Below are 22946 nucleotides of genomic sequence, written 5' to 3' on the forward strand. Positions count from 1 at the left end.
AGGTCACGCCTCGTCACGGGCGAGCGCCAGCAGCCGGTCCAGCACCCGGGGCGCGCCCGCGCGCAGCCCGTCGTGCTCGAACTCGTCGGTGACCCAGGTGCGCAGGCCCCGGATGGCGCGGGCGGTCTGAAGGGCGTGGGCGGTGTCGACGTACATGTCGTCGTGGTAGACGGCCGCGGCGACCGGGACCTCGTTCGCGCCGAGCCGCTCGGCGTCGTACAGGGGCGCCCAGTCGGTGCGGGCGGCCAGCATCTCGGCCGTCTCGCGCAGCGGGCGCAGGGCCGGGTCGGTGTCGAACATCCAGGGGTGGATGGTCTCGCCGGTGAAGAGCACCGGGGCGTCGCCCGCCAGCGCCTTGGCGGCGTCGAACTGCGGGAACTCGGCGCGCACGCGCTCGGCGGCCCAGGCGGTGGGACGGGCGTCCTGGCCGTAGATGGCCTCGTGGACGAGGGCGTACAGGGGGTGGCCCGCGTACGACAGCAGGGCCTGCACCTGCTCCTGGAAGGCGTCGGACAGCTGCAGGCCGCCCGGCGTACGGACGAAGGCGTCCTCCAGGAGGTAGTGCAGCCGGTGGCTGCCGTCGCCCGCGCCGAGCATCAGGCCGAGCGACTGGAAGGCCTCGACGGTGAGACGGTGGCCGTTGGGCAGGACGACGTCGTGGGTGAGGAGGTGGTCGGCGATGCGGCGGGCCCGCTCGACGTCCTGCGGGTAGCGGGCGTAGTGCGCGGCGACCTTGCGTTCGACGCGCGGGTAGGCGGCCCGGTAGACGTCGTCGGCGTGGGCGTCGAGGGAGGGCAGCCCGCCGGTGACGATCGCGGTGTCGATGCCCTCGGGGGCGTGGGAGAGGTACGTCACCGTGCAGAAGCCGCCGAAGCTCTGGCCGAGCACGGTCCAGGGGGCGCCGCCGGTGACCTCCGGGCGGATGGCCTCGCAGTCGCGGACGATCGAGTCGGCGCGGAACCGGGCGAGGTAGTCGGCCTGTTCGGCCGGACCGCCGCGCAACGGGAGCGTCTGCCGGGTGGCGGGCGTGGAACGGCCGGTACCGCGCTGGTCGAGGAGCAGCACGCGGTAGTCCTTGAGCGCACGGTCGAGCCAGGCCTGCCGACCGACGAACCGATTCGCCCCGAAGCCCGGTCCGCCCTGGAGGTACAGCAGCCAGGGCAGCTCCTTACCCGCCTTGTCGCTCGCGACCACCTCGCGGGCATACAGCTCGATGGTCTCGCCCCCCGGATCGGCATGGTCGAGGGGCACGGTGAAGTGGCGGTCGGTGAGGACGACGCCGGGCTGGCGACAACTGAGGCTCAACGGGTCTCCCGGGACGGATGGGACGGACACGACCCAGTTCAGCACATGCCCGCCCGCCCTCCGCCCCCCAGGGGACGTGGATTGTTACTGAACCCTGAGTCAGCAACAGGCTCCGGAGGCGCCGGTGACGCGCTGCTGTGCCGGCTGACCTCCCGCACGCGCCGGCTGCATCCGCGTACCCTGTCGGGTCCCGGCCGGGCGTGGAGCGGGGCGCGGGACCTGCCGGCGGTGCCGGCGGAGCCGTTCCGCGACTGGTGGCAGCGCACGCGCGGTGGAAGGGACGGGGCGAAGTGAGGGGCAGGGGGCGGCTCCTGGGGGGCGGATCCGGCGGACGGCTCGGACGTACCGACCGGACGTACGACCGGGCGAACGGCCCCACGAGCGGCCCCACGAGCGGCCCCACGAGCGGCCCCCGCGGGCGGTCGTACGAGGAGGTGGTCCCGCGGGACTATCTGCGCGAACACGGGGACCGTCCGGTCGAGGAGACCGTGCCCCCAGCTGCTGACACGGAACCTGGCGGACTCCGGACGATCGTGCACCGCGCGGCAGCCGAGGAGTTGCCGCTCCTCGTGGTGCGCCTGCTCACCGGGCGCGGGAACCGCCACCTGGTGCCCCGGTCTGTCGCCGGGATGGACGGCCGCCGCCGACGCCGTCCGGGTCCACGACCGTGCCGCGAGCACTCCGCCGGAGCTGGACGAGGTGGAGAGCGTGGTCACCGGCTGTGCGGTCGCCATCGCCGAAACCGGCGCCCTGGGCCGGTGAGCCGTCGGATCAGCCGGTGCCGCCCGGGCGGCGGCCGGGCGGGGTGCAGTCCTTCGGTCACCGGCCGTGTTGCGGCCACGGAGCCGTGCCGCCCCGTCACGGGGCCGCCGTCGAGGCCGGATGCGGAAGGCGCGGGCCGAAGCGGCGCGCCGGACGGTCGCGCCGTTGCCTCAACCGTGAGGACGCTCACGAGGGCGGCCGGCTCGTGGCGGGGGCGGTCGCACCCGGGGCCTCCCAGCCGGCAGGTGCAGCCGCGGGCCGGGCGGAGCGTGCCGGCGGCCGGGGTGCCGCCGGCGGTGCCGAGGACTTGACCGGTGCGGGTCGCCGAGCACGACACCTCGGCGCAGGTGACGACCTGTCGAGATCGCCATCAGGAGGCACCGGCCCGCCTCGCGGGTGCCGGATCACGTGACACAAGCCCTGAACAAGCGCTTAGATAGAGGAGTACTGAGGGTCGGCGCACCGCTGTCCGGTGACCGACCCGCCCGCATTCGACCCCCTGCCGGAGGCCCCCGTTGTTCACGTCCGTCGACGACGTCTCCGCCCGCCTCGCCGAGACCGGCTACCTCGCCTCGCCCGCCGTCGCCACGACCGTCTTCCTCGCGGACCGGCTCGGCAAGCCGCTGCTCGTGGAGGGCCCCGCTGGCGTGGGCAAGACCGAGCTGGCCAAGGCCGTCGCCCAGGTGGCGGGCGCCCGGCTGGTACGGCTCCAGTGCTACGAGGGTGTGGACGAGTCCCGGGCGCTGTACGAGTGGAACCACGCCAAGCAGCTGCTGCGCATCAGCGCCGGGCGGGACGAGACCTGGGACGAGACCCGCACCGACATCTTCAGCGAGGAGTTCCTGCTGCCGCGCCCGCTGCTCTCCGCCATCCGCGGCGACGAGCCGACGGTGCTGCTCATCGACGAGACCGACAAGGCCGACGTCGAGATGGAGGGGCTGCTGCTGGAGGTGCTCAGCGACTTCCAGGTCACCGTCCCGGAGCTGGGCACGGTCACCGCGACACGCCGCCCGTTCGTCGTGCTGACCTCCAACGCCGGCCGGGAGCTGTCCGAGGCACTGCGCCGCCGCTGCCTGTTCCTGCACATCGGGTTCCCCGAAGAGGAGTTGGAGCGGCGGATCGTACGGCTGAAGGTGCCGGGGCTCGGCGAGGCGCTGACCGCGTCGGTGGTCCGGGTGGTGGGGGCGCTGCGCGCGATGGACCTGCGCAAGGCACCGTCCGTCGCCGAGACCGTCGACTGGGCGCGCACCCTGCTCGCCCTCGGGGCCGACACGCTGGACGAGACGGTCGTACGGGACAGTCTCGGGGTGATCCTCAAGCATCAGGACGACATCCAGAAGGCCGCCGCCAAGCTCGACCTGGACGCGCTGGGCGCGCTGGATGCGCGGTGAGCGACGTCGCCGAGCGGATCACCGGCCTGGTCGGGGCCCTGCGCGCGCACGGCGTGCGGATCGGCACCGGGGAGAGCGTCGACGCGGCCCTCGCGGTGGAGGCGCTGGGGCTGTCGGACCGGGAGCTGCTGCGCGAGGGGCTGGCCGCGACCCTGCTGCACGGAGCCGGTCAGCGCGCGGTGTTCGACCCTGTCTTCGATCTGTACTTCCCGCGAGGGACGGGCGGACCGGACACTCCGGCGGCGGACCGTGAGGAGCTGCGCGACCGGCTCGCCGCCGCGCTGGCCGCCGACGACCGGGCGCTGATGGCCCAGTTGGCGGCCCAGGCCGTGGACGGCCTCGGCGGGTACGGGAGTTCACCGGAATCCGACGGCTGGTCGGCGTACCAGACCCTGGACCGGCTGCGCCCGCAGACCCTGCTCGCCCGGGTACGGACCGACGTGCGCGGGCGGGACGGGGGCACGGGGTTCGCGGACCGGCTGCTGGACGACGAGATCCGGCGCCGGATCGAGGACTTCCGGCGGATGGTCGCGGCGGAGGCGCGGCGCCGGGTCGCCGAACGGCGTGGGCGGGACGAGATCGCCCGGCGGGGCGTGCGGCCGACCGCCGACCGGGTGGACTTCCTCTTCGCCGGCCGGGACCAGCTGGCAGAGCTGCGCAGGGCCGTTCAGCCGCTGGCGCGCAAGCTGGCGACCCGGCTGGCAGCGCGCCGTCGCAAGGCCGCGCGCGGCACGATCGACCTGCGCCGCACGCTGCGCTCCTCGCTGTCCACCGGCGGGGTCCCGATGCGGCCGGTGCTGCGCCGGCGCCGCCCGGCCCGGCCCGAACTGGTGCTGCTCTGCGATGTCTCCGGCTCGGTGTCGGGCTTCTCGGACTTCACGATGCTGCTGGTACAGGCACTGCACGACCAGTTCAGCAAGATCCGCGTGTTCGCCTTCGTCAACCGCCTGGACGAGGTGACCGGCCTCCTCGACCACGGCAGGGCCGACCCGGACGGCCTCAGCGCCCGCATCCGCGCCGAGGCCACGCTCACCGGCTGGCACGGCAGCAGCGACTACGGCGTCGCGCTGGGCGAGTTCACGGAACGCTACGGCGATGCGGTCGGTCCCCGTACGACGGTGTTCGTCCTCGGGGACGCGCGCACCAACATGAGCGACCCGAACCTCCCCGCCGTCCGCGAACTGGCGCGGCGGGCCCGCCACGTCCACTGGCTCAACCCCGAGCCACGCTCCCGGTGGGGCACCGGCGACTCGGCGGCGCCCGTGTACGCCGAGCTGGTGCAGATGCACGAGTGCCGCACGGCCCGGCAGCTCGGCGCACTGGTGGGACGGCTGCTGCCGGTCACATGAAAGGGGCGGTGGCCCCTCTGCCCTACGACCCCTTCGCGTACTCCTGCGCCGTCTGGCCCGCGAAGTCGTGCATGACGACCGGTTCGTCCCCCACCACCCAGGCGTCGTGACCGGGCGGGCACACGAAGACGTCACCGGGGCCCACCTCGGACTCGGCGCCGTCGTCCATGCGGATGCGCAACCGTCCCTGGACCAGGTAGCCGTTGTGGTGGACCATGCAGCTCTCGGTGCCCGCGATCGGGGCCACCGACTCCGACCAGCGCCAGCCCGGTTCGAAGGTGGCCACCGCGAAGTCGAGGCCGGTCAGATGGAGGGCCTCGAGGTGGCCGCGGGGAAAGTCACGCCGTTCGTCCGGCTTTTCGACCGTCTTCACTTCCAGCATGACGGTTTCCTCCCTTCGAGCCGCTCACTGCGGCCCGGGGCGGGTCGTACCCTACGCGTCCATCGTCGACCCGGCATCTCGGCACCGCCATTCGAAGCCCATGGGACAACGTTGTCCACGGCCTTGCCCGAGCATGCACACCGCGTGCGCCGCCTGCACGGAGCCGCCCTCGGCCGACCTCGAGGGCTTCGCCTCCGAGCCTGGCCGGGCGTCCGCTCGGCAGTCCCTCCGGCCGACCGCTAAGTTGGGCACCATGAGCAACCTTGACCGCGCACCCGTGCCCAGTCCGTGCGGCGGACGCGGATTCGTCGCCGGTGAGCCCGTCCGCGAACTGCTGAGCCCTCGCCAGGTGAAGCTCGGCGAGTCGACCGAGGTACGCCGGCTGCTGCCGAACCTGGGCCGCCGCATGATCGGCGCCTGGGCCTTCGTGGACCACTACGGCCCGGACGACATCGCCGACGAGCCCGGCATGCAGGTCCCGCCGCACCCCCACATGGGGCTGCAGACGGTCAGCTGGCTGCACGAGGGCGAGGTGCTGCACCGCGACTCGACGGGCAGCCTGCAGACCATCCGCCCCAGACAGCTCGGGCTGATGACCTCGGGCCGCGCGATCAGCCACTCGGAGGAGAGCCCGAGGCCGCACGCCCGCTTCCTGCACGGCGCACAGCTGTGGGTGGCACTGCCGGACGCGCACCGCCACACCGACCCCCGGTTCGAGTACCACCCCGAGCTGCCCACGGTCAGCGCGCCCGGCCTGACGGCCACGGTGCTCCTCGGCACCCTCGACGGCACCACGTCGCCCGGTACGACGTACACCCCGATCATCGGCGCGGACCTCGCCCTCACCCGCGGCGCGGACGTCCGGCTGCCCGTAGAGCCGGACTTCGAGTACGGCGTCCTGGCGATGTCCGGGGAGGTGCACGTGGACGGGGTCCCGGTGCTGCCCGGCTCGATGCTCTATCTCGGCTGCGGACGCACCGAACTGCCGCTGCGCGCCGAGTCCGACGCCGGGATCATGCTGCTGGGGGGTGAACCCTTCGGCGAGGAGCTGATCATGTGGTGGAACTTCGTCGGCCGCACCCAGGAGGACATCGCCCAGGCCCGAGAGGACTGGATGAGCGGGACGAGGTTCGGCGAGGTGAAGGGCTACGACGGGGCACCGCTCCCTGCTCCGGAGCTGCCGCCGGTGCCGCTGAAGCCGCGGGGTCGAGTGCGCTGAACTGTGGTTCTCTAGCCCAGCACGCACATGGCTGGGCGGGGTGGAGCGCACCCCGCCCGGTTCGCTCAGAACGCTTGCGCAAACCTGCTTCACACCACCCGTTCCACTCCACCTTGACGTGCGAGTTTCGCCAGCCGTAGTCAGTTTGGATCGGACTGATGCTGACCCAATGCTGACTGCACTGACATGTAGTCAAGAGCGTGTGGCGCACTCCGGCGCGACGCCTCGCCGCCGTCCGAACGCGTTCGGCGCGTCGGGCATCCTGTAGAGACAGTCCCGTCAGACGGTGGAGGAGCTGTGGTGAACGAGCGCGCGCAGGGCTCGCAAGAGACCGAGACTGCCGGAGCGTCTCCGCAGTTGCGGCTGGATACGCTGCTGGATGATCTACAGCAGCAGGTGGCGCAGGTGAGGGCCGCCCGGGATCGGGTTCACACCTTGTTGGACGCGGTGCTGGCCGTAGGCTCCGACCTGGATCTCGAAGTGGTGCTGCACCGCATCGTGGAATCGGCGGTCACCCTGGTGGACGCCCAGTACGGGGCGCTCGGCGTGCTGGGTGAGGAAGGCACGATCAAGCAGTTCGTCACGGCCGGCATCGACGCGGAGGCGATCGCCCGGATCGGACACTACCCGCGCGGCGAGGGCATCCTCGGCCTGCTCGTCCGTAACCCGGAGCCGCTGCGCCTGGGGAACCTTGCCGATCACCCGGCGTCCGTGGGCTTCCCGTCCGGGCACCCGCCGATGACCAGTTTCCTCGGCGCCCCGGTCCGGGTGCGCGAGCAGGTGTTCGGCAACCTCTACCTCACCAACAAGCAGAGCGCCGCGGAGTTCGGCTCCGATGACGAAGCGGTGCTGCGCACGCTGGCCGCGGCAGCCGGTGTGGCGATCGACAACGCCCGGCTGTACGAGGACGCCCACCGTCGGCAGCGGTGGCTGGCGGCCAGCAACGAGCTGACCCGTAGCCTGCTGTCCGGCGCGGAACCCGCGGCGGTGCTGGAGTCCTTCACCGAAACGGTGCGGGAGATGGCCGGGGCGGATCTGGTCACCTTGGCGGTGCCGGTCGCCGGCAGCGGCGAGCTGGTCATCGAGGCCGCTTCAGGAGACCGGACCGAGGAGGTCCGCGGGCTCGTGCTGACCTCCTCGACCCTGGCCGCGAAGGTCTTCGCGTCCGGGGAGACGATCACCAGCGATGCCGTCAGCGCCGACCCGCGCGCCGAGGGCGGCAGCGCCTCGGTCGTGGAGCTGGGGCCGGCGTTCTTCGTCCCGCTCGGCACCCGGGAGCATGTGCGCGGCGTGCTGCAGGTGGCGAACGTACCAGGCGACACTGCCTTCACCGACGCCGTCATCGACATGGTCACGGGGTTCGGCAACCAGGCCGCGCTGGCCCTGGACGTCGCCGAGCACCGGCGGGACACGGAACGCATGCTCGTCCTCAACGACCGCGACCGAATCGCCCGTGACCTGCACGACCTGGTGATCCAGCGTTTGTTCGCCGGGGCTCTGTCGTTGCAGTCCACGCTCGGCCGGGTCACCGACCGGCCGCAGGTCGGCGAACGGATCCAGCGGGTCATGAACGACCTGGACGACACGATCAAGATCATCCGCTCCACCATCTACGGACTGCGCGAGCGCGATCAGCCCCGCCACGGCAGTGGACTGCGTGCACAGTTGGTGGCTGCCACCGACCGGGCCACCGAGTCCCTCGGCTTCGCCCCGGCCCTGCGCATGACCGGACTGCTCGACACGGCCGTGTCCGCCGGGCAGGCCGAACACCTGCTGGCCGTGCTCGGCGAGGCGCTGTCCAACGCCGCCCGGCACGCGCACGCCAGCGCGGTCGACGTCAGCGTCGAGGTGGCCGACACCACCCTCCGGCTGCGCGTGGCCGACAACGGGCGCGGGATGGACCCGGCGGTCTCCCGTCGCAGCGGCCTGGTCAACCTGCGTAAGCGAGCGGAGGAGCTGGGCGGCGCGTTCAGCCTGTCTTCGAACCAGCCGAACGGCACCGTCGTCGAGTGGGTCGTGCCGCTCTCGTCGGCGGAGTGACTCTTCCGGGCCAAGGACCGACGGCGTCAGACGACGTTACGGCTCTTGCGTTCGCTGGGCAGTTCTTGGCCGCAGCGTGTCCGTCCGCACGATGGCCGGCTGTTCAAGACCTTCCTCGGGGTGGCGAAGACCGCCGAATACCGCCGCAAGCCGGACCACCCGGAGGATGTGCAGGATCAGAGGATGCGTGCACACGAGTGTCAGTCGGCCACCGCGCTCCTCGGTCCGGCGGCGGGCGGCACAGGAGCCGCAGGCCGGAGCAGTCGAAGAAGTCCACGTCCAGCAGATCGACGACGACCGAGGGGGTGGCCAGCTCGATAACGGCGCCCAGCACCGGACGGATCTCGACCGCCGCGGCGAGGTCTATCTCTCCTGACAGCTTGATGACGGTGTGTCCGTGTCACCTGAAGTGAAGGTGCCGTTCCGAGGAACGGACGACAGGGGCGCCTGCCACCGCCGGAGCGGGGCGAGGCGTGCGGAGAGCGTAGGCAGCGGGTTCACGCGAGGGAACTGGGTGACCAGTCCCTCAGAGTCGACTTCCCCTCAGTCGACGGGGTTTCACCACGTCCCCTTGACAACGAACAACCCGCGTCCCGGCGTCGGCGGTTTCCGGGAGACCGACCGCCTTTACGGCGATGGCTCGACTTCGTCATCGACCAAACGCCGGTGGAGCTCCATGGTCATGGCGTGGATGGCCCGGGTGAGTTCGGTGTTCGTCTTGAGTTCCAACTCCTGCTCGATGAAGTCGTGATCGGCCTTCATCTGCTGGAAGGCCGCCTGCCGGTTCTGGCCGATCATGACGAACGTCGACAGGAAGATCGCTTCCAGTGACACCACAAGGGTCAGCGTGGGCCAGGGACTGGACTCGCAGAACACCATCCAGACGGCGAAGACCACCGCGTGAATGTAGACGAACGGCATGGACCCGGCGAACTTGGTGATGGCGTCGGCGACACGCAACTGGACGTCTTCGGCACGGCCGCTGTGGTGCGCGACCACCACCGGGTGATGCCGGGGCTCCCCGCCGGACTGGCTCATTTCGACGTACCTCCGTGACACGCCCCGGCGGACCTGTCAGGCGTCGCCGGGGCGCAGGTAGTGCGGGACGTGGTTGCTCAGCCGTCCCAGGTCCAGTCGGCCACCTCGGGCAGGTCCGTGCCGTGCTCCCGGATCCAGACATGGTGGCGCTGGCGTGCGTCCTCCATGCTCTGACGTACGGCCGCCGCGCGCACGGCCAGGCCGGGGACGCGGTCGATGACGTCCATGACCAGGCGGTAGCGGTCGAGGTCGTTGCGCACGACCATGTCGAACGGTGTGGTCGTGGTGCCGATCTCCTTGTAGCCGCGCACGTGCAGGTTGCGGTGGCCGGTACGGCGGTAGGCGAGCCGGTGGATCAGCCATGGGTAGCCGTGATAGGCGAAGATCACCGGCTTGTCCGGGGTGAACAGCCCGTCGTACTCGAAGTCCGTCATTCCGTGCGGGTGTTCCTCGCGCGGCAGCAGCCGGGCGATGTCCACGACGTTCACGACGCGCACCGCCAGCTCGGGCAGATGCCGGCGCAGCAACTGGGCCGCGGCCAGCACCTCCTGGGTGGGCACGTCGCCTGCGCAGGCCAGCACCACGCCCGGTTCGCGGGTGCCGTCCTCGGTGCCGGCCCACTCCCAGATACCGGCGCCGCGTGCGCAGTGCACCGTCGCCTCCTCCATCGACAACCAGTCGAAGCAGGGCTGCTTGCCGGCGACGACGACGTTGACGTAGTCGCGGGTGCGCAGCACGTGGTCGGCGACCGACAGCAGGGTGTTGGCGTCCGGCGGGAAGTAGACGCGCACCGCCTCGGGGCTCTTGTTGAGGATGTGGTCGACGAAGCCGGGATCCTGGTGGGAGAAGCCGTTGTGGTCCTGGCGCCACACGTGGGACGTCAGCAGGTAGTTCAGGGACGCGACGGGGGCGCGCCACGGCAGGCGACGGGTGGTGCGCAGCCACTTGATGTGCTGGTTCACCATCGAGTCGACGATGTGGACGAAGGCCTCGTAGCAGGAGAACAGGCCGTGCCGACCGGTGAGGAGGTAGCCCTCCAGCCAGCCCTGGCAGGTGTGTTCGGAGAGGATCTCCATCACGCGACCGTGCGGGTCGAGGTCTTCATCCACCTCCAGGACCTCGGCCTGCCAGGCCTTGCCGCTGGCCGCGTAGACGGCCTGGAGTCGGTTGGAGGCGGTCTCGTCGGGGCCGACGAGGCGGAAGTCGCGCCGGTCGGCGGTAGCCGCCATGACGTCCTGGAGCATGTCACCGAGGACCCGGGTCGGCTCGTGCAGAGTGGCGCCCGGCTTGTCGACCTCGACGGCGTACCGCTCCAGCGGCGGCAAGGGCAGCTCGCGCAGCAGCAGTCCGCCGTTGGCATGCGGGGTGGCGCCGAGCCGGCGGGCGCCGTGCGGGATGCAGGCGAGTACGTCCGGGCGCGGGGCGCCCTGCTCGTCGAACAGTTCCTCGGGCCGGTACGAGCGCAGCCACTGCTCCAGCTGCCGCAGATGCTCGGGGTTGTCGCGGACGGCGGCGAGCGGAACCTGGTGGGCGCGCCAGGTCCCCTCCACGGGCAGGCCGTCGACCTCGGCCGGGCCGGTCCAGCCCTTCGGGGTGCGCAGCACGATCACCGGCCAGCGGGGCCGGTCGGTGACGCCGTCCACACGGGCGGCCCGCTGGATCGCGGCGATACGGTCCAGGGCGGTGTCCATGGCCTGCGCCATGGCCCGGTGTACGGCGGCCGGATCGTCGCCGGTCACGTGGATCGGGTCGTGGCCGCAGCCGCGCAGGAGCTCGTCGAGCTCGGACTCCGGCAACCGGGACAGCACCGTCGGGTTGGCGATCTTGTAGCCGTTCAGGTGCAGAATCGGCAGGACGGCACCGTCGTGGACCGGGTCGAGGAACTTGTTGGAGTGCCAGGAGGCGGCCAGCGGCCCGGTCTCCGCCTCGCCGTCGCCGATCACACAGGCGACCAGCAGGCCGGGGTTGTCCAGGGCCGCGCCATAGGCATGCGACAGGGAGTAACCCAGCTCACCGCCCTCGTGGATCGAGCCCGGCGTCTCCGGTGCGACATGGCTCGGCACGCCGCCGGGGAAGGAGAACTGCTTGAACAGCCGGGCCATGCCGGCCGCGTCCCGGGTGACGTCCGGATAGGTATCGGTGTACGACCCCTCCAGCCAGGAGTTCGCCAGAACAGCCGGGCCACCGTGGCCGGGCCCCCAGACGCACAGGGCGTCCAGATCGCGGTCCTTGATGACGCGGTTGAGGTGCGTGTGCACCAGGTTCAGGCCCGGAGACGTGCCCCAGTGGCCAAGCAGCCGGGGCTTGACGTGTTCCGGGCGCAGCGGCTCGGTCAGCAGGGGGTTGGCCATGAGGTAGATCTGGCCGACGGAGAGATAGTTCGCGGCGCGCCAGTGGGCGTCCAGCGACCTCAGCTCGTCCTCCGTGAGCCGAGCGGACACCTGCTGCTGGTCGACGGACATCGAGATTCCTTTCCTCGTCGGATCAGCGGCCGAAGTGCGATACTTTGCGGTGCACCACACCACCCTCGGGTGGTTCGCCGGGTACCCGACAGGGCCGTTCGGGTCACACCGCGCGGGCCGAACCGGGCCCGGTGCCGCGCCAAGACACGGCAGTCCGTGTCGATCAGCCAGTGCGTTCCCAACCCCGGCGCGGTGCGCGGGCGCCGAGTTGCACATCACGGCTGCGATAGACGACATAGGGACGGGTGAGGTAGCCCAGCGGCGCGGTCAGCATGTGCACGAGACGGGTGAAGGGCCAGAACGCGAAGAGCAGCATGGCGCTGATGGCGTGCAGTTGGAAGAGCACCGGTGCGCCGGTCATCCGGTTCGGGTCGGGCTGGAGGTAGAAGATGGAGCGGAACCAGGGGGAGACGGTCTCGCGGTAGTCGTAGCCGCCGCCGACCAGGTTGGCGACGACGGTCGCGGACAGGCCGAGGACGATGGTCGCGGTGAGCGAGACGTACATCGCCTTGTCGTTCTTCGTGGTGGCGGAGAACACCGGTCCGACGGTGCGCCGCCGGTAGACGAGGATCGCCAGGCCGCCCAGCGTGCAGACCCCGGCGACGGTGCCGAGGACGACAGCGGAGACGTGGTAGGCGTTCTCGCTGATGCCGACGGCTTCGGTCCAGCTCTTGGGGATGACCAGGCCGCCGATGTGGCCCAGGAGTACGACCAGGATGCCGAAGTGGAACAGGGGACTGCCGATCCTCAGCAGGCGCCGCTCGTAGAGCTGGGAGGAGCGGGTGGTCCAGCCGAACTTGTCGTAGCGGTAGCGCCAGATGTGGCCGAGGACGAAGACGGCGAGGGCGACGTACGGGAGGGCGACCCACAGCAGGATGCCGCCGGTGCCGGCCTCGGCCGCCGTGGTGAGGGGGTGCGCGGGTGCGGTCATCGCGGGCCTCCTGCGGGGTCGGGCATGTACTGCGGGGGTGTGTACGGGGCGAGGCCGACCTGTTCCTCGGGCGGCCCTTCCGCGGCGAGCCGGGCGACGGCCGCACGGTCGTCGCCCTCGAGGTCGGGCAGGGTGGCGGAGACGGAGTCCAGCAGGGGAGCCCAGGGTGACTGCTCGTCGTGCAGGGCCAGACGCAGCAGTTCGAGGCCGGCGCGGTGCTCGGTGAGCAGGCGGTGGCCTGCTGCCGGGTCGGTGGCAGCGAACTCCAGGACGACGGCGAGGTGGTCGGGCAGTTCGTCGTCGCTCAGGCATAGGCCCGCGGCGGCGTAGGTCTGCTTCAGCCGCAGGAGGGCGATGCCGCGTTTCCGGGTGTCGCCGTGGGCGTAGTAGGTTCCTGCTCGCCACCGATATCGGCAGCGGTCAGGAACTTCCCCGGGGCGTACGTCCCCGGCTCCCGCTCCTCCAGGGCGACCAGGAAGGGCAGGTCGGTGAAACGCTTGACGTAGTCCTCGAAATACGGCGTGCGCCGGTCGACAAAGAACTCCTTGAGGATCACCTGGCCCATCGCCATGGCCAGAGCCCCGTCGGTGCCCGGCTGCGCCGCGAGCCACTCGTCCGCGAACTTCACGTTGTCCGCGTAGTCCGGGGAGACCGCCACCACCTTCTGGCCGCGGTAGCGGGCCTCGGCCATCCAGTGGGCGTCCGGGGTGCGGGTGACCGGGAGATTGGAGCCCCACATGATCAGGTACCCGGCATCCCACCAGTCCCCCGACTCCGGCACGTCGGTCTGGTCACCGAAGACCTGTGGGGAGGCGACCGGCAGGTCCGCGTACCAGTCGTAGAAGGAGAGCATCACCCCGCCCAGCAGCGAGTAGAAGCGGGCGCCGGCGGCGTGCGACACCATCGACATCGCCGGGATCGGGGAGAAGCCGGCCAGCCGGTCGGGGCCGTAGGTCTTGATGGTGTGCACGTGGGCGGCGGCGACCATCTCGATCGCCTCGTCCCAGCTCGCGCGCACCAGGCCGCCTTTGCCGCGCACGGACTTGTAGCGGCGGGCGCGCTCGGGATCGGAGACGATGTCCGCCCAGGCGGCCACCGGGTCGCCCAGCCGCGACCTGGCCTCGCGGTACATCTGCAGCAGCACCCCGCGCACGTACGGGTACCGCACGCGGGTCGGCGAGTAGGTGTACCAGGAGAAGGCAGCCCCGCGGGGGCAGCCGCGAGGCTCGTACTCAGGGCGGTCGGGGCCGACGGAGGGGTAGTCGGTCTGCTGCGCCTCCCAGGTGATGATGCCGTCCTTGACGTACACCTTCCAGGAGCACGAGCCGGTGCAGTTCACGCCGTGGGTGGAGCGGACCGCCTTGTCGTGCGACCAGCGGTCCCGGTAGAACTCGTCGGCCTGACGGCCGCCCGTCTTGTGAAGGGTGCGCAGGTCGGCCGAGACCTCGGCCCGCGTGAAGAAGCGGCGGGAGCGGACCAGTGCCTCCGCCACCTCGCCGTCCAGCCCTGCCTTTGCTGAATACCTGCGCTTCCTGTCCGGTGTCGGCTCGGTCTCCGTGGCCATCGCGCCGCCTCTTCCCGGGCCTTACGGCCTCTTCCGGATGCTCGCTTGGGTCCCTTCAGGGAACGCCATCCCTCGCCTTGCCACAACGACCGACACCGACGCCTCCAGCCCCGGCGTTTCCGCGGTCTGCCGTGCCTGGACGCGCAGCAGTCCGCCCGGCGGCAGGGGCTGCGCCGGGCGGGCAGGGGCTGAGCGGGGGGCTTCGGGTCAGGTGGACGGCTCCGGCATGCGGGTGCCGACCCGGGCACGTACCGCTTCGACGGTCTCCCACTGCTCGGTGCTCAGGAACGCCAGTGCGGCGGGGAAGACGCCGTCCTGTTCCTTGAGGATGTGGTCGCGCAGCAGGTCGAGGGTCTCGATCAGCCGTCCCGGCCAGGTGGGGTCTGCCAGGTACGGTCCGTTCGCCTCGGCCAGCACTGCCTCGATGCGGCGGTGTTCGTCCTCCAGCGCGGCGATCTTCTCGGGGAAGTCGGCGGCCATGGCCGGGAACAGTCCGTGCTCCTCCACCTGGGTGTGCGGGTCCAGTACGGCGACGATCTCCCGGGCCAGCTCCGCCATGTACGCGATCTTGCCGTCGCGGTGGGCGTCGCGTACCTGGCTGATGAGGTTCACCACCGTCTCGTGCTCCCGGGTCAGCTGGTCGATGGATTCCAGCGCCTGGCAGCCGCAGTATTCACACATCGTCCTGTCCCTCCTCTCCCGATCAGTGCGCCTGGGCCGCGGGCAGGCGCCGTATGACCGCATGGCGCACACCCGTCTCGGTGAAGGCCAGTGCCGCCGCGGCCACGACACCGAGCAGGGCCAGGCCGGCCGCGTAGGAGCCGTAGGTGCCGTACAGCGCGCCCATCACCAGCGGCGGGAGGAAGCCGCCGAGACCGCCTGCGGCGCCGACGACGCCGGTGATCGAGCCGACCTTGTTCGCCGGGGCCAGCAGCGCCACCAGGGCGAAGACGGCGCCGCTGCCCGCGCCGAGCGCGGCGGCCATGGCCAGGAAGGCGATCGTGCCCACCGGCGCCAGGGACGGTGTGAACGCCTGCACGAAGGCTCCGGCGAGGACGACCGTCAGGACGCCGGCCAGGACCCGCACCGGGCCGATGCGGTCCGACAGCCAGCCGCCGACCGGCCGCATGGCCACCGCCAGCAGGACGAAGCCGGCCATGCGGTTCGCCGCGTCGGCCTGTGCGAGGCCGTAGCCGGTCTTCAGGTAGGTGGGCAGGTAGACGGAGAAGGCGACGTAGCCGCCGAAGGCCACCGCGTACAGGGCGGACGCCTGCCAGGTGATGCCGAGCTTCAGGGTGGCGGCCAGGCGACGGGCCATGGGTTCGGTGGGCATCGTGCGGCCGGGTGCGTCGCGCAGCAGCAGGGCGGCGATCACCGCGTAGACCGCCAGGACGGCGGCAGTGATCAGGAAGGGGTTGGCCATACCGTGTGCCTTCACCAGCTTCACCGTGGTCAGCGCGCTGATCGCGGTGCCGCCCATGCCGGCGCCGAAGATCCCGATGGCCAGGCCGCGCCGCTGAGGCGGGAACCAGGCGCTGACGAAGGGCACGCCGACGGCGAACGCGGTACCGCCGATACCGAGGAAGAATCCACCCACCAGCAGTTCGGCGAGCGACGAGTGCCCGGCCAGGCCGAGGTAGAGCACCGGCACGATGGTGGCCGCCGAGACCAGCGGGAACATCACGCGCCCGCCATACCGGTCGGTGAGCGCGCCCACCGGGACCCGCCCCAGCGAGCCGACCACCACCGGCACCGCCACCAGCAGCGACTGCTGGAACGAGGACAGTCCCAGGTCGTCCTTGAAACGCGGGCCGAGCGGGCTCAGCAGCGCCCACGCCCAGAAGTTGACGGCGAAGCCCACCGTGGCCAGCGCCAGCATCAGCCACGCCCGACCGGATATGGCCGCTGCCGTTGCCGGTCCCTCGTCCTGCTTTCTCGACGGCTGCAGCATTGCCGCCCGTCCCTTCGTCCTCGCAGTGGGGCGGCCCCGGTGATCGGTCCGGGACCGCCGGCCCGCCGACCGCGCGACGCGGGCCGGTGACCTGCTGCCAATATCCGCGTGCGGACTCCCCGAAGAGGTGGGCCATCCGGCCTCATCACCCGGCCCGGCCGTCCCCGGTTTCCCGTCCGATGGGGCCGGGCCACGACCCCTCGTACGAGGCTGCCGGCAGACCTTGGCCGAAACTCTGGAGGTCAGGGCCGAGGGCTGTCCGGCCCTGACGCCGCACCGGTCTGGGGAGGCACCGAGGACCGATGTCCCACAACGACGGCTTTCGCGCACTCGACCGTCAGGAGTGCCTGCGCCTGTGGCCAAGGTGCCGGTCGGTCGTGTCGTGTACACCCGGCAGGCGCTGCCTGCGGTGCTCCCGCTGAACTTCTCTCTGGACACAGACTCCTCGGTGGTGCTGCGTACCTCGGTGAGTTCGGACCTCGTCCGCGCGATCGACGGGGTCGTGGTCGCCTTCGAGGCCGACGAGTTCGACGCCGCCTCCCGGTCCGGCTGGAGCGTGGTCGTCACCGGCCGTGCCACGGGTGGTGACGGATCCCGCCGAACACGAACGGCTGTCACGGACCGGGCCGCGCTCGTGGGTCGTCACGAGCGACGGGGTCTTCGTACGCATCGAGTCCGATGGTCAGCGGCTGGGAACTCACCGGTGCGCAACGACAGCAGCAGCTGACCGGGCCGACGCAGCTCCGGTAACGGTTGACAGGGCCCGGACAGGCCCTTCACAGACCAGGGCACTCAGGTCGCCGGCCCGGTGTCCCTGGGCAAGCGAGTCGAATCGGTCGCCTCCGCGGAACGAGGCGTGGTCTGCGCGGAAGCGCGTGGGGTCCGGCCGCCGTCCGGGCCGTAGCCGAACCGGATCAGCACCTGCGGATGGCACTGCTGTTGCGGAAGGCTCCCGGCCGCGCGCAGGTCCGGCCATTCCATGGCCTGGTGCAGCAGCGAGGTGCGCACGCCGTGCACGGTTGCCGTGAGCAGCACGTGCTGGAGTGCCTGGCCCGCGCGCAGCCGGTCCTCCGGCCGGTCGTGGGAGGTCCACAACAGGGCCACCTGGGCGTGGCGTTCGAAGCGCAGGGCGGGCAGGTGCAGCGCGGGCAGCGGCCCGGTGAAGTCCCGCATCGGCATCCGCCCGGCCGCGTCCGCCGGGCCGAGAGCGGTGACCGGGATGCCGTAGGGGGTGTCCGTTCCCGGCCGGGTGATCCAACTGCGGGTCTCGGCGGTGCGTGCCGGGCTGGCGTGGTTGCGCGCCTCGCCGATGGCGGTCAGGCGCAGCAGCCGCCGGATTCCGACGAAGTCAGGCATGTGCAGCCGCGCGCCCTCGACATGCGCGGCCACCGCCAGCTCCGCGACGACCGGATCGGGCACGGGGCGGCCCGTGAACGGCATCCGGCTGGTGTGGCGTCGCGCGATGGCGGCGTACAGGTCCGGTTCCGCCGGCCGGCTGTCCTCCGGGCGCGGAGGACGGGACAGCTGAATGGCGGCCAGCAGTTCCGGCTCCCCCGGATCGGGCAGCAGTCGCACGCCCGGGTGCCAGCCCAGACGTACGGCGGCGAGCCTGATGTTGAACACCGCCGCCCCCACGGACAGATGCTGTGCGCGGCCATCGGGGTCGGCCAGCGGCAGTGACCGCTCCGGCGCCGCCCGGACCTCCAGCAGTTGGTTGGCGGGGTTCAGGCGGAAGCGCCAGGGTTGCGTGTTGTGGATGGACGGAGCTGCCACTGCCGCCGCGAGCAGCGTCTCCAGGGCAGCAGCGTCCAGGTCGGGAATGGGCACCGTGCTTCCTTTCTCGTCCGGGGCCACCGGCCACCCTCCGCCCGCCCGAGAGGTGCAGTGGTGGATGTCTTCGCCGTGTCCCCTGCGTTCGACGGACCAGGCAGCCCGTCGTGGACGGAGTGATCGCCGCTCATGTCGCGGGCAGGGCGGTGGCGAGCAGTACGACGCCCAGGGAGCCGACGAGGGAGACGACCGCCAGGCTCCGGGCGAGGTCAGGCCGGTTCCGGGCGTGCGCGATGCCGTGTCCTGCCGCGGCGAGCATCACCAGGACGAACAGGCCGAGTTTGGCCGCCAGGGTGCGGCCGTAGCCGGGCTCGGCGAGCGACGCCCAGGTGACGCCCCTGTGCCAGGCCATGGCCCACCCGGTGCCCAGCTGCACGGGCAGGAAGACCGCCCCGGTCAGCAGTCCGAAGCGGCGGCCCGCCTCGGCGGCGAAGCGGTCCCTGGCCTCCGGCGCGAGCAGGCGGCGGGCCAGCGGAAGCACCACGAGGGTCAGGGCCAGCTGCCCGCCGACCCACAGCACGGCACCGGTGACGTGGAGGAACCGCACCAGGGACCACAGCCCCACCGTGCCCACTACTTGCTCACCTCCACCATTCCCATGGCCCCGGCTTCGGCGTGGCGCATGTCGTGGTCGACGAAGGAGTAGTGGCCGGCCGCGGGGAACGTGGTCTCCACGAACCCTCCCTGGGCGGGGGCGAGATCGAGCGCCTGGGAGCCTCCTGGTTCACCTGGCTCGAGCAGGTAGGCGCCCTCCTTGTACACGGTGTCGAAGACGGTGCCGACGACGTGGAAGGCGATGCCGTCGCTCGGTCCGGCGGCCACCACCCAGAAGCGGGTCCGCTCGCCGGCCTGCGTCTTCAGCGGGGCCTTGGCGTACTGCGCGGCGACGCCGTTGAACGCCCAGGCGTCCGGAGTGTCCTGGCGCATCTTCACCACCTGGGCCGCGCTGCCTGGCGTGCCGAGGTACAACTCGGAGGAGACCAGCAGGTACTCGTGGTCCACCTTCTTCAGGCCGGGCGGGTCGATGATGACCGCCCCGTACATGCCGTTGCCCATGTGCTGAAGCATCGGCGCGCTGCTGCAGTGGTACAGCCACGCACCGGCCTTGTGGGCACGGAACCGGTAGACGAGGCGCTGCCCGGGCCGGATGGTACGCATCGACGTGTCGGGGGACAGCGAACCGGCGTGGAAGTCGATGCCGTGGCCCATGGTCGTGTCGTCGTTGACGAGGGTGATCTCGAAGACGTCGCCGACCTTCCCGTGGAGGGTGGGGCCGGGGACGGTGCCGCCGAAGGTCCACATCTGCTGCTTGACACCCGGGGCGACCTCGATGGTCCTGGGGGCGGCGTGCAGTTCGATCCGGTGCACTCTGCCGGAGGGCACGGGAGCCAGATCGGGATCACGGGGCTGCCAACCACGGGAGAAGTCGGCGGAGAGGTCAAGCCCCGTGCTGTCGAGGATGGTCGTATGCCCGTCATGCGCGCTGGTGGCCGTGTCCGTGGCGTTCTTCACGACGATGGCCATCATCATTCCGGCGGCGCGGTGGCCGGGCAGCGTGCACCACGCGGCGCGGTCCTTGGTGAGCGGCCCGAGATCGAGGGTGCGGCTCTGCCCCTGGGAGAGGAGGGGGGTGGAGGGGCCTGCGTCCACCTTGAGGTCGTGCCGCTGGGCGTCCTTGTTGGTGACCTTCAGCTTCAGCGCCGTGCCTGCGGTGACCTCGATACGGCTGGGCCGGATACGCATGTCGGCCAGGGTGACGTCGACGGTGCGCGTGCCGGTTGCGGCACCGCTGCCCACCCCGGCGGCGACGGCCGGGCTGTGGGTGCCGCCGGCGCTGTTGGCGACCAGCACGGCCAGCAGGATCAGGACAGCACCGGCCGCACTGCCCACCAGGACCGGCCTGCGCGCCGAACGGCTCCCTCCGGTACGGCGCCCCGCTCGGACGAGAGCGGAGACGGTGAGGGCGATGAACGCAGCGCCGGCCGTCGCGGCCAGCAGCATGCCCGCCACGCCGGAGGGACCGGGCAGCGGCAGCGCCATCAGTGCGACGCCCCCATTGAGGGTCAGCGCCCGGGCCGGCCAGCCCCGTTCCAGTACCGCCCGCACCGCGGCCCGCTCCTTCGGTCCGCTGCCGAGCACGATCGGCAACAGGTAGGTCAGGGCACCGATGAGGACCTGTGCGACGACACCGATGAGCAGCACCGGGACCAGGGCTTCGACATCCTCCCCTGCCTGGACGAGGCGCCGGGTGGTCAGGATCACCGCATCCGCGGTCACGCCGACGCACAGCCACACGACAGCTGCTCCGAACGTCCATGCGGCCGCCGCCGAGACCGGGCGTCGCCCGCGTACCGTGCGAGCGAACAGTTCCACCGCCAAGGCCACGCCGACGGCGTACGCCACGACACCGATCGCGGCCGGCGGCCGCCACCCGGCCGCCAGCCCGACGACAGCGGTCAGCAGTCCGCCGCCGGTCAGCCCCAGCGCCCAGCGCGCCACACGAGTGGTGCGCTCGGCCATCCGGACGCCCAGCACGGTGGGCCAGAGCATGAACAGGGTGCCCAGCACAGGAAGTCCGATCCAGCCGAGCAGGGTGACGTGGACGTGGGCGAGCCTCAGTTCGGCGTAGTGCTGAGCACCCGCTCGGCCCGTGGCGAGCAGGCCGCCCAGCACCGCACCGACGACCAGTGCCCCCGCGGCCACCCGGTAGAAGCCGACGACGGGGGCGAGCCGCCCGCCCAGCGCGCCCCGGCCCACGCGCACCAGCACCACCAGGTGCGCGGCGACCGCGACCAGCAGCAGGGCGGCCGCGGTCCCGATCAGAAGCGGCCGGTCCATCCACACGCCGACGAGGACACCCGCCACGGCGAGGTTGACCCCGACCAGCCGAGCGTCACTCCACCGCTCGTCGGGGCGCCGGGCGTGCAGCAGGGCGACGGCGAAGTGCTCGCTCCAGACCACGATGGCGGTGGTGGCGGCGCCGAGCAGGAACAGGTGGATCGCCAACCAGCGGGCGATGGGCAGCGACCGCTGGCCGGTGGCCGCCAGCAGTGCCAGGGCCGCCCAGGCCACGACGACGACATGGGCGCGCAGGTGACGGCCCTTCAGCCCCGACTGCTTGAACCTGCTGGGATGCCAGCCCCCGGTGGATTCGGGGCGTTCGAGCTCGGTGGTCACGTGACTTCCGGTTGCTGCGTACGGCGTTCGGGCGACGGATGACGAACCGGCTCCGGTGGGGCACCGGGGCCCGCCGTACCGGGCGAGTCCGCCAGCAGCGCCGCCAGTTCGCGCTGGTGGGGGAAGGACCCGGGCCGGTATCCGCACCACGGCTCCTCGGCGTACGGATCGCCCATGACGCCGTAGGCGCGGGAGCGGGAGCCGCCGCAGACCCGGCGGAACTCGCAGGCTCCGCAGCGCCCGCCGAGCCGGTCCGGGTCGCGCAGGCCGGTGAACAGCTCCGAGGTGCGGTAGATCTCGGGCAGCGGTGTCTCGCGCACGGTGCCCGCGCCCAGGGGCAGGAAGCCGCTCGGGTGCACGGTGCCTGTGTGTGAGACGAAGACGAAGCCGCGGCCCGCGTTGACGTCCAGCGGCGGACGCCTCGCCCGGCGGCCTCCGTCGTTCAGGCCCAACTCATCTGCTCGATCGCGAAGTTGCTGGTAAAGCGGGCCGAGCCCGAGCACCCTGACATGGTCCTCGCCGGCGTCCGCCAGCACCTTCCGTTGGAGTGCGACGCGGCGGAAGTGATGGGCTTCGGTCGTCTTGGCGGGCACCGTCAGGCCCACGTCGTACACGAAGTTGAGGACGTCTTCCGTCTCGGCCGGGGTGAGCACGCCGAGCTGCCGGCCACGGCCGGTCGGCACCAGGAAGAAGGCACTCCACAGCATCGCGCCGTGCTCGACGACCAGACGGACGATGTCCGGCAGGTCCTGGAGGTCGTGCCGGGCGACCGTGGTGTTGATCTGCACCTTCATGCCGAGCCCGCGGGCGGTGTCCCAGGCGTCCAGGGTCCAGCGGTACACCCCGGGCACGCCACGGAATCCGTCGTGCAGCTCGGCGGTGGAGCCGTCGAGGCTCAGCGACAGCCCGACCGCACCCGCGTCGTGCACGGCGCGGAGCCTGTCCGGGGTGAGCGTAGGCGTGCCGGACGGTGAGACAGCGACGCGCACACCCGCCGTCTCACCGTAGGCGATCAGCTCCAGCAGGTCGGGGCGCTGGAAGGGATCACCGCCGGTAATCACGAACAGTGGTGCCGGGGACCCGAAGGCGGCCACTTGGTGCAGCAGTTCCTTGGCGGCAGCAGTGTCGAGCTCCCGCGGGTCACGGTCGGGCGCCGCCTCGGCCCGGCAGTGCAGGCAGGCGAGCGGGCAGGCCCGGGTCGACTCCCATATCACGATGAACGGCCGGTCGTCGGCGTTCTGACGCTGCCGGCGAATCACTCGCAGGCCGCTCATCGGTCTCCCCGCTCGGAATCGGTGCGTATCGTGCGTCCGGCCACCCTGGAGTCAGGGCAGACGTGGCGGGCGGCCGGACGATGACCTGTCCGGCCCGTGCACGGCGCCCGCCACGGGGGACGACGGTGGAGACAGCCGCACGGGCGCTCGATTCGGTCGTACACGGGATACCTCCGGTTCGGTCGCTGTCAGCCTCGGGCAACGGGCGACCTGGGCGCGGCGGCCGATCCGCCCATGAGCATGGGGCCGACGGTCCCTCGTTCGGTTCGCA

General features: G+C 71.6%; 17 protein-coding genes and 3 pseudogenes. 6 read left to right on the top strand and 14 right to left on the bottom strand.

Annotation, left to right across the window (positions count from 1 at the left end; genetic code table 11):
- Window positions 1-3 precede the first annotated feature (3 nt).
- On the bottom strand, window positions 4-1305 hold the full coding sequence (locus K7G59_RS00680) for an alpha/beta fold hydrolase (protein WP_225829785.1): 1302 nt from the start codon (window positions 1303-1305) through the stop codon (window positions 4-6).
- 141 nt (window positions 1306-1446) lie between these two features.
- Between K7G59_RS00680 and K7G59_RS00685 the strand changes: the two are divergent.
- The 3 genes and pseudogenes from K7G59_RS00685 to K7G59_RS00700 form a co-directional block, all read left to right on the top strand.
- Window positions 1447-1599: pseudogene (locus K7G59_RS00685) on the top strand ((4Fe-4S)-binding protein); the annotation flags it as partial.
- Between the two features lie 983 nt (window positions 1600-2582).
- The gene (locus tag K7G59_RS00695) at window positions 2583-3458 is read left to right on the top strand and encodes a MoxR family ATPase (protein ID WP_225829786.1); all 876 of its coding nucleotides are present in this window, start codon (window positions 2583-2585) and stop codon (window positions 3456-3458) included.
- Window positions 3455-4807 (top strand): VWA domain-containing protein, encoded by a 1353-nt coding sequence (locus tag K7G59_RS00700; RefSeq protein ID WP_225829787.1) that lies wholly within the window; start codon window positions 3455-3457, stop codon window positions 4805-4807. The genes K7G59_RS00695 and K7G59_RS00700 overlap by 4 nt, the downstream gene beginning before the upstream one ends.
- Before the next feature lie 22 nt (window positions 4808-4829).
- On the opposite strand, the gene K7G59_RS00705 is transcribed toward K7G59_RS00700, so the two are convergent.
- Complete coding sequence (locus tag K7G59_RS00705) at window positions 4830-5189, bottom strand: cupin domain-containing protein (protein ID WP_225829788.1); 360 nt, start codon at window positions 5187-5189, stop codon at window positions 4830-4832.
- Between the two features lie 253 nt (window positions 5190-5442).
- Between K7G59_RS00705 and K7G59_RS00710 the strand changes: the two genes are divergently transcribed.
- Window positions 5443-6408, top strand: coding sequence for a pirin family protein (locus tag K7G59_RS00710; RefSeq protein WP_225829789.1), 966 nt, complete (start codon window positions 5443-5445; stop codon window positions 6406-6408).
- 300 nt (window positions 6409-6708) lie between these two features.
- On the top strand, window positions 6709-8448 hold the full coding sequence (locus K7G59_RS00715; RefSeq protein WP_225829790.1) for a GAF domain-containing sensor histidine kinase: 1740 nt from the start codon (window positions 6709-6711) through the stop codon (window positions 8446-8448).
- A gap of 103 nt (window positions 8449-8551) precedes the next feature.
- Here the strand turns inward: K7G59_RS00715 and K7G59_RS35200 are convergent, their stop codons facing one another.
- From K7G59_RS35200 to K7G59_RS00750, 8 genes and pseudogenes are all read right to left on the bottom strand, one after another.
- Window positions 8552-8833: an STAS domain-containing protein gene (locus tag K7G59_RS35200; protein WP_374114182.1), complete on the bottom strand. Its 282-nt coding sequence runs from the start codon at window positions 8831-8833 to the stop codon at window positions 8552-8554.
- Window positions 8834-9075: 242 nt separating this feature from the next.
- Entirely contained in the window at window positions 9076-9486 is a 411-nt protein-coding gene (locus K7G59_RS00720; RefSeq protein ID WP_225829791.1) for a DUF1003 domain-containing protein, read from the bottom strand.
- 77 nt (window positions 9487-9563) lie between these two features.
- Window positions 9564-11948 (bottom strand): phosphoketolase, encoded by a 2385-nt coding sequence (locus K7G59_RS00725; protein ID WP_225829792.1) that lies wholly within the window; start codon window positions 11946-11948, stop codon window positions 9564-9566.
- Between the two features lie 163 nt (window positions 11949-12111).
- A complete protein-coding gene (narI, locus tag K7G59_RS00730; protein WP_225829793.1) occupies window positions 12112-12879 on the bottom strand; it encodes a respiratory nitrate reductase subunit gamma in 768 nt (255 codons plus the stop codon).
- A complete protein-coding gene (locus K7G59_RS00735; protein WP_225830233.1) occupies window positions 12876-13235 on the bottom strand; it encodes a molecular chaperone TorD family protein in 360 nt (119 codons plus the stop codon). Before K7G59_RS00735 ends, narI begins: the two co-directional genes overlap by 4 nt.
- Before the next feature lie 38 nt (window positions 13236-13273).
- Window positions 13274-14443: pseudogene (locus tag K7G59_RS00740) on the bottom strand (molybdopterin-dependent oxidoreductase); the annotation flags it as partial.
- Window positions 14444-14650: 207 nt separating this feature from the next.
- Complete coding sequence (locus tag K7G59_RS00745) at window positions 14651-15124, bottom strand: hemerythrin domain-containing protein (protein WP_225829794.1); 474 nt, start codon at window positions 15122-15124, stop codon at window positions 14651-14653.
- A gap of 22 nt (window positions 15125-15146) precedes the next feature.
- Entirely contained in the window at window positions 15147-16394 is a 1248-nt protein-coding gene (locus tag K7G59_RS00750; RefSeq protein ID WP_225829795.1) for a NarK/NasA family nitrate transporter, read from the bottom strand.
- Between the two features lie 302 nt (window positions 16395-16696).
- On the opposite strand from K7G59_RS00750, the pseudogene K7G59_RS00755 reads away from it, so the two are divergent.
- Window positions 16697-17144: pseudogene (locus tag K7G59_RS00755) on the top strand (pyridoxamine 5'-phosphate oxidase family protein).
- A gap of 42 nt (window positions 17145-17186) precedes the next feature.
- On the opposite strand, the gene K7G59_RS00760 reads toward K7G59_RS00755, so the two are convergent.
- The 4 genes from K7G59_RS00760 to K7G59_RS00775 form a co-directional block, all read right to left on the bottom strand.
- Window positions 17187-18221 carry a hypothetical protein gene (locus tag K7G59_RS00760; protein WP_225829796.1) on the bottom strand — a complete coding sequence of 345 codons (1035 nt, stop codon included), beginning with the start codon at window positions 18219-18221 and terminating at the stop codon, window positions 17187-17189.
- Between the two features lie 130 nt (window positions 18222-18351).
- The gene (locus K7G59_RS00765) at window positions 18352-18798 is read right to left on the bottom strand and encodes a hypothetical protein (protein WP_225829797.1); all 447 of its coding nucleotides are present in this window, start codon (window positions 18796-18798) and stop codon (window positions 18352-18354) included.
- Window positions 18798-21401, bottom strand: a complete 2604-nt coding sequence (locus K7G59_RS34875) for a multicopper oxidase domain-containing protein (RefSeq protein WP_225829798.1) — start codon at window positions 21399-21401, stop codon at window positions 18798-18800. Before K7G59_RS34875 ends, K7G59_RS00765 begins: the two co-directional genes overlap by 1 nt.
- Window positions 21398-22675, bottom strand: a complete 1278-nt coding sequence (locus K7G59_RS00775; RefSeq protein WP_225829799.1) for a TIGR04053 family radical SAM/SPASM domain-containing protein — start codon at window positions 22673-22675, stop codon at window positions 21398-21400. Before K7G59_RS00775 ends, K7G59_RS34875 begins: the two co-directional genes overlap by 4 nt.
- Between the last annotated feature and the right edge of the window lie 271 nt (window positions 22676-22946).

This window comes from Streptomyces sp. NK08204 (assembly GCF_020400585.1).
GTDB lineage: Bacteria > Actinomycetota > Actinomycetes > Streptomycetales > Streptomycetaceae > Streptomyces.

Excerpts from the sequence above, each read along its gene's own strand:
- K7G59_RS00705 (WP_225829788.1), bottom strand. The coding sequence starts at position 5,189 with ATGCTGGAAGTGAAGACGGTCGAAAAGCCGGACGAACGGCGTGACTTT.
- K7G59_RS00710 (WP_225829789.1), top strand. The coding sequence starts at position 5,443 with ATGAGCAACCTTGACCGCGCACCCGTGCCCAGTCCGTGCGGCGGACGC.
- K7G59_RS00720 (WP_225829791.1), bottom strand. The coding sequence starts at position 9,486 with ATGAGCCAGTCCGGCGGGGAGCCCCGGCATCACCCGGTGGTGGTCGCG.
- K7G59_RS00725 (WP_225829792.1), bottom strand. The coding sequence starts at position 11,948 with ATGTCCGTCGACCAGCAGCAGGTGTCCGCTCGGCTCACGGAGGACGAG.
- narI (WP_225829793.1), bottom strand. The coding sequence starts at position 12,879 with ATGACCGCACCCGCGCACCCCCTCACCACGGCGGCCGAGGCCGGCACC.
- K7G59_RS00745 (WP_225829794.1), bottom strand. The coding sequence starts at position 15,124 with ATGTGTGAATACTGCGGCTGCCAGGCGCTGGAATCCATCGACCAGCTG.
- K7G59_RS00750 (WP_225829795.1), bottom strand. The coding sequence starts at position 16,394 with ATGCTGCAGCCGTCGAGAAAGCAGGACGAGGGACCGGCAACGGCAGCG.
- K7G59_RS00775 (WP_225829799.1), bottom strand. The coding sequence starts at position 22,675 with ATGAGCGGCCTGCGAGTGATTCGCCGGCAGCGTCAGAACGCCGACGAC.